General features: G+C 68.3%; 6 protein-coding genes and 1 pseudogene. 5 read left to right on the top strand and 2 right to left on the bottom strand.

Annotated features, from left to right (window positions below; all coding sequences use genetic code 11):
* Nucleotides 1-16 precede the first annotated feature (16 nt).
* On the top strand, nt 17-931 hold the full coding sequence (cysK, locus tag ABJK26_RS03990; RefSeq protein WP_347240942.1) for a cysteine synthase A: 915 nt from the start codon (nt 17-19) through the stop codon (nt 929-931).
* On the opposite strand, the gene ABJK26_RS03995 is transcribed toward cysK, so the two are convergent.
* Both ABJK26_RS03995 and ABJK26_RS04000 read right to left on the bottom strand, forming a co-directional pair.
* Nucleotides 928-1,572, bottom strand: coding sequence for an outer membrane lipoprotein carrier protein LolA (locus ABJK26_RS03995; protein WP_347240943.1), 645 nt, complete (start codon nt 1,570-1,572; stop codon nt 928-930). The genes cysK and ABJK26_RS03995 overlap by 4 nt on opposite strands.
* Entirely contained in the window at nt 1,569-2,315 is a 747-nt protein-coding gene (locus tag ABJK26_RS04000) for a hypothetical protein (RefSeq protein WP_347240944.1), read from the bottom strand. Before ABJK26_RS04000 ends, ABJK26_RS03995 begins: the two co-directional genes overlap by 4 nt.
* Before the next feature lie 54 nt (nt 2,316-2,369).
* Between ABJK26_RS04000 and ABJK26_RS04005 the strand changes: the two genes are divergently transcribed.
* From ABJK26_RS04005 to ABJK26_RS04020, 4 genes and pseudogenes are all read left to right on the top strand, one after another.
* Nucleotides 2,370-3,029 carry a PspA/IM30 family protein gene (locus ABJK26_RS04005; RefSeq protein WP_347240945.1) on the top strand — a complete coding sequence of 220 codons (660 nt, stop codon included), beginning with the start codon at nt 2,370-2,372 and terminating at the stop codon, nt 3,027-3,029.
* A gap of 107 nt (nt 3,030-3,136) precedes the next feature.
* Nucleotides 3,137-3,781, top strand: coding sequence for a hypothetical protein (locus tag ABJK26_RS04010; RefSeq protein WP_347240946.1), 645 nt, complete (start codon nt 3,137-3,139; stop codon nt 3,779-3,781).
* 9 nt (nt 3,782-3,790) lie between these two features.
* Entirely contained in the window at nt 3,791-5,638 is a 1,848-nt protein-coding gene (gene dxs / locus ABJK26_RS04015) for a 1-deoxy-D-xylulose-5-phosphate synthase (protein WP_347240947.1), read from the top strand.
* Nucleotides 5,625-6,249: pseudogene (locus tag ABJK26_RS04020) on the top strand (MBL fold metallo-hydrolase); the annotation flags it as partial. The gene dxs and the pseudogene ABJK26_RS04020, both read left to right, overlap by 14 nt.

The raw sequence follows: 6,249 nt of genomic DNA on the forward strand, positions 1-6,249 counted from the left end.
GGGCTATAGTGGGGGTATGCGGGTGGAAGGGGTGATCGGCAAGACCCCGGTGGTCCGCCTCGCCAAGGTGGTGGCCCCGGATATGGCCAAGGTCTGGGTCAAGCTGGAAGGGCAAAACCCCGGGGGCTCCATCAAGGACCGCCCCGCCTGGTACATGATCAAGGACGCCGAGGAGCGAGGAATCCTAAGACCCGGCTCGGGCCAGGTCATCGTGGAGCCCACCAGCGGCAATACCGGGATCGGCCTGGCCATGATCGCCGCAAGCCGGGGCTACCGCCTCATCCTCACCATGCCCGCCCAGATGTCTGAGGAGAGGAAGCGGGTCCTTAGGGCTTTTGGCGCCGAGCTCGTCCTCACCGACCCCGAGAGGCGGATGCTGGCGGCGAGGGAGGAGGCGCTGAGGCTCAAGGAGGAGCTCGGGGCCTTCATGCCGGACCAGTTCCAAAATCTCGCCAACGTCCGGGCCCATTACGAGACCACGGGGCCCGAGCTCTACGCGGCCCTGGAGGGCCGCATAGACGCCTTCGTCTACGGCTCCGGGACCGGGGGGACCCTCACCGGGGTGGGGCGCTACCTCAAGGAGAGGATTCCCCACGTGAAGGTCATCGCCGTGGAGCCCGCGCGCTCCAACGTGCTCTCCGGGGGGAAGATGGGCCAGCACGGGTTTCAGGGCATGGGGCCGGGTTTCATCCCCGAAAACCTGGACCTCTCCCTTCTGGACGGGGTGATCCAGGTGTGGGAGGAGGACGCCTTCCCCCTCGCCCGGAGGCTCGCCCGGGAGGAGGGGCTTTTCCTGGGGATGAGCTCGGGGGGGATCATTTGGGCCGCCCTTCAGGTGGCCAGGGAGCTCGGCCCCGGCAAGCGGGTGGCCTGCATCAGCCCCGATGGGGGGTGGAAGTACCTCTCCACCCCCCTCTACGCCGAGCCCTAGCGGCGCACCACCTGGGCGTCCTTGGGGTAGCGCTTGAGCTGGGCCGGGGCGAGGTTCGCCCGCTTGAACTCCACCACCTTAAGCTCCGCCAGCACCTTGCCCGCCTCGTCCTTGAAGACGAAGCGGATGGGCCTGGGGTCGGCCTTGAGGACGTAGAGCTCCATCTCGGCGAAGCCCTGGCCCTCCTTGGCCCGCCCCACGAGCCTCCAGGCGGCGCCCTCCGGCAGGCGCTCCTCGCCCCAAAGGCGCAGGGAAACCCGCTCCGTGAGGGCTTTTAGGTCCCCGAGGCCCTGGGGGCTGAAGCCCAGGCCCTGGACCTGGGTCTTCTCCTTGGGGGCGATCACCAGCTGGTTGGTGAGGTAGAGGTAGTTCCAGACCTCCTTCTCGGTGATCACGGTGAAGTTCCCCTCCAAGGAGGCGGGCTTCAGGAACTCTATGCGGAAGAGGTTCTCCTTGGGGATGGCGAAAACCTGGGCCCGGAGTTCTTCCTTCCCCGAGGGGCCTTGGAGGGTCCCCTGGACCACCGCCTGCCAGGGCTCGGAGAGGTTTTTCTCCACCCGGTCCAAGATCTCCGCCACCGTCTGGGCCAGGGCCAAAGGGAAAAGGAGGACGCAAAGCCAAAGGATCTCCGGTCTTCTCACGGCCACCTCCAGGTGTAGCGGACCCAGGCGTAGGGGGCTTCCCGAAAGCCCGCCTCGAGGCCCAGGTCCCCAAACCACAGAAGGAGGCTACCCGCCCAAGGATGGGAAAGGGTGAAAAGGAAGCTAGCCTCCCCTAAGTAAACCCCCCCCTCCAGCCGGTTCACCCCCCCAAGGCGCAAGGATAGGTCCAGGACCTCCCCCTCCTCCCCCACCTCCCCCTTCCAGCCCAGGACCAGGTAGGGCCAGGCCCCCACCCCGAGCCCCAGGGTGTAGGTGGCCTCCTCCCTCAAGGCGTAGGTGGCCTCGGCCCTAAGGCCCCCTTCCCTTTCTAGGAGGAAGCCCGCCACCTCCCTCGGGGCCAGGCGGTAGCGCAGAGAAAGCCGCCCGAAAGCCCCCTCCTCGGGGAAGAGGGGGTAGGCCCTTTGGGGCCGGTAGCCGAGCCTCCCCTCCAGGGCCAAGGGCCCGGCCCCGCCCTCCAGGAAGGCCGCCCCGCCCAAGCCCCCCTCGCCCACCTCCCCCTGAAGGCCGTAGGCCAGGTAGCCCAGAGGCCCCAGGGAGAGGCTTCCCAGGTAGCCCAAGGCCCCCCGATCCCCCTGGAGGCGGAGGAGGACCTCCCCTTCCCCCAGGGCGAGGCCGGCCTCGAGGGTGGGGGAAACCCGGGGGCCCAGGTACGCCCCGGCCTCGAGGCGGCCCTGGGCCAGGGCAAGGCCGAGGAGAAGGAGGGACCAAAGCGTCTTTCTCATCCCACCCGTAAGCTTAACCCGTCGGGAAGGTATACTGGGCCCTGGGGGAAAGCCATGAACCTACTGGACCGCCTAAGCCGCCTCATCCGGGCGAACCTCAACGACCTCCTGCGCCGGGCCGAGGACCCGGAGAAGATCATTGAGCAGGCCCTCCTGGACATGAAGGAGGCCCTAAGGGAGGCCAGGGAGCAGGTGGCGGAGGCCCTGGCGGAGCAAAAGCGCCTGGAGCGGGAGGTGGAAAGCCACGAGCGGGAAGCCGCCCTCTGGGAAGAGAAGGCCAAGGAGGCCCTGAAGGCGGGCCGGGAGGACCTGGCCAAGGAGGCCCTGAGGCGGAAGAAAAGGGCTCTGGACCTGGCCCAGGGCTTCCGGCAGCAGGCCGAGGAGCAAAAGGCCCTGGTGGAACGCCTCATGACCCAGCTCAAGGCCCTGGAGGCGAAGATAGACGAGGCCGAGGCCCGCAAGGCCCTCCTCCTCGCCCGCAAGAAGGGGGTGGAGGCCGCCGAGGCGGTGCGGCGCATGGAGTCCCGCCTAGACCAGCACCCCGCCCTCGAGGCCTTTGAGGAGATGGAGGCCAGAATCCTCGCCATGGAGGACCGGCACGAGGCCCTAAAGGCCCTAGACGGCCAGGACCTGGACAAGGAGCTTTCCGCCCTCTCCGCCGAAAAGGAGGTGGAGGAGGAGCTCGCCCGCCTAAAGCGGGAACTGGGGTCCTAAGCGCCCGCGCCTTGGTCCAGCAGCATGAGGGGTTAGGTAAGCGCGTGGGGCCACCTTGGGGGAAGTGTTGGCCAGCCTACGGGAGGGATAGGGGTAAACTCCGTACCATGAGGCAGTACCTTATGGCCCTCGCCCTTGCCCTTTCCGCCTGCGCCCCCCAGGTGACCCAGGCCCCGGAGGCCCGCCCTCTCCTTGAGGAAAAGGGCTTCTACCCCGCCACCCCTGGGTTGGAGTGGACCTACCTGCCCGACGGGGAGGCCCTCTCCGCCCCCCCCTACCGGCTGAGGGTAGAGGGACCGGGGTTCTTCGCCGGTCAGGAGGCGCTCCGCTTCCGCTTCTTCGGGCGGGGGGAGGACCGGGTGTACTACCGGCAGGTAGGGCCCTTCGGGGTGAGGCTTCTCGGCTTCCAGGACCCCTCGGCCCGGGTAGCCTTCACCCCGCCCCTCCTGGAGTACCCCCCGGAGGCCCTGCTGGCGGTGGGCTACCGCTGGGGGGGGACCACGGAGGTGCGGGTGGAGCTCCTCACCCCCTCGGGCCGGGAGCCCTTGGCCGAGGGGAGGCTGGACTACGGGATGGAGGTCCTGGAGGAGCGGGAGGTGCGGGTGCCCGCGGGAACCTTCCGCGTCTTCCGCATCCGCCAAAGCTTCCGGGACAGCCGGAGCCAGGACGTGCGCGAGGTCTGGTTCGCCCCCCGGGTGGGGGAGGTGCGCACCCGCGAGGGGCGCCTGCTGGTGGAACGCAACTTTCGCTGAGGTGGCCCTATGGTCTTGGAACGCGTGAACGGCCCTGAGGACCTGAAGAGCCTGAGCCTGGAGGAGCTTAAGCTCCTGGCCGAGGAGATCCGGAGCGAGATCATCCGGGTCACGGCGCAAAACGGCGGCCACCTGGCGAGCTCCCTGGGGGCGGTGGAGCTCGTCCTCGCCCTGCACCGGGTCTTCCAGTCGCCAAGGGACCGCTTGGTCTTTGACGTGGGCCACCAGGCCTACGCCCACAAGCTCGTCACGGGCCGCAAGGACCGGTTCCACACCCTGAGGCAAGAGGGGGGGCTTTCCGGCTTCACCAAGGTCTCGGAGTCCCCCCACGACGCCATCACCGCGGGCCACGCCTCCACCTCCCTCGCCAACGCCTTGGGGATGGTCCTCGCCCGGGACCTTTTGGGGGAGGACTACCACGTGGTGGCGGTGATCGGGGACGGGGCCCTCACGGGGGGGATGGCCCTCGCCGCCCTCAACAAGATCGGGGAGCTCCAGAAGCGGATGCTCATCGTCCTCAACGACAACGAGATGAGCATCTCCGAGAACGTGGGGGGGCTCAACAAGTACTTCAAAGAGCTCCAGATAAGAAAGTGGGTCCAGGACGCGGAGAAGCTGGGGAAGCAGATCCTGGAGCGCATCTCCCCCCAGCTCTTCGGCCTGGTGGACCGGGCCAAGGAGGCGGCGAAGCTCCTTTTGCACCAGGAAAATCCCTTCTACGCCTGGGGGATCCGCTACGTGGGCCCGGTGGACGGCCACGACCTCAAGGGCCTGGTCCACATCCTGGAGCACCTCAAGGCCCTGGACGGCCCCACCCTCCTCCACGTGGTCACCAAGAAGGGCAAGGGGTACAAGGTGGCCGAGGCCGACCCCATCTACTGGCACGGCCCCCCGGGCTTTGACCCCAAGAAGCCGGAAAAGGTCTCCAAGGGCTACTCCTGGAGCCAAGCCTTCGGGGACGCGGTAGCGGAGCTCGCCCACCTGGAGCCCAGGCTCTTCGTGATCACCCCGGCCATGCGGGAGGGCTCGGGGCTCGTGCGCTACTCCCTGGAGCACCCCGAGCGCTATCTGGACGTGGGGATCTGCGAGGACGTGGCGGTGACCACGGCGGCGGGGCTCGCCCTTAAGGGAATGAAGCCCATCGTGGCCATCTACTCCACCTTCCTGCAAAGGGCCTACGACCAGGTGATCCACGACGTGGCCATTGAAAACCTCCCCGTGGTCTTCGCCATTGACCGGGCGGGGATCGTGGGGGCGGACGGGGCCACCCACCACGGGGTCTTTGACATCGCCTACCTCCGCACCGTTCCCAACCTCCAGATCGCCGCCCCCAAGGACGCCCTGGAGCTAAGGGCCATGCTCAGGAAGGCCCTGGAGGTGGGGGGCCCCGTGGCCATCCGCTACCCCCGGGACAACGTGGAAAGGGCTCCGGAAGGCGCCTGGCCCGAGATCCCTTGGGGCAAGTGGGAGGTCCTCAAGAAGGGCACGGAGGCCTACATCCTGGCCTTCGGCAAGACCCTGAGGTACGCCCTCGAGGCCGCCGGGGACGACCCCAGGGTGGGGGTGGTGAACGCCCGCTTCCTCAAGCCCCTGGACCGGGAGATGCTGAGGGCGCTTTCCCGCTACAAGCTCCTCACCGTGGAGGACCACCAGAGGATGGGGGGGTTTGGGAGCGCCGTGCTGGAGGCCCTGAACGAGATGGGCCTGAAGCCCGAGGTCCGGATCCTGGGCCTCCCCGACCGCTTCTTTGAGCACGGGGCGATCCCGAGCCTCCACCGGCAGGCGGGCATAGACCCCGAAGGCATCCGGAAGGCCCTGGCGGCGATGGGGGTGGTTCTGGTGCATGAACGGGCCTGAGGTCCTGCCCTTCGCCGCCAACCTCTACCGGGTCCCCGTGGAAGGGGGGTACTTCCTGGTGGACGCCGGGCTTCCCTGGGAGGCGGGAAGGCTCCTCTCCCTCCTCCGGGAGCCTCCCAAGCTCCTCTTCCTCACCCACCACCACCTGGACCACGCCGGGGGCCCGGGCGCTCTTTGAAAGGTTCGGGGTGAGGGTCCTCGCCCACCCCGCGGAGTGGCCCTACCTCACCAAGAAGAAGCCCCGCCCGCCCCTTCCCCTCCCCCTCCTGGGAGGCCTCCTCGCCAACCTGGGGCCGGCGATCCCGGAGGAGGCCCTCGCCCCCGCGGAGGAGGGGATGGAAGTCTTCGGCTTCCGGGTGGTCCACCTCCCCGGGCACACCCTGGGCCAGGTGGGGCTTTTCCGGGAAGGGGTGCTCCTCGCCGGGGACGCCCTAAGGGGAAAGGGCCTTCCCTCGAGGTTCATCAACGAGGACCACGCCCTGGCGCAAAGGACGGTGCGCAAGATCCTGGAGCTTGGGGCGGAGCGGGTCTACCTGGGCCACGGGGGGCCCCTCACGGACAGACTTGACCGATATGCGGCTCCTGGGGTAAAGAAGGGGCATGACCCTGCG

This window comes from Thermus sp. (genome assembly GCF_039793865.1).
Classification (GTDB): Bacteria; Deinococcota; Deinococci; order Deinococcales; family Thermaceae; genus Thermus.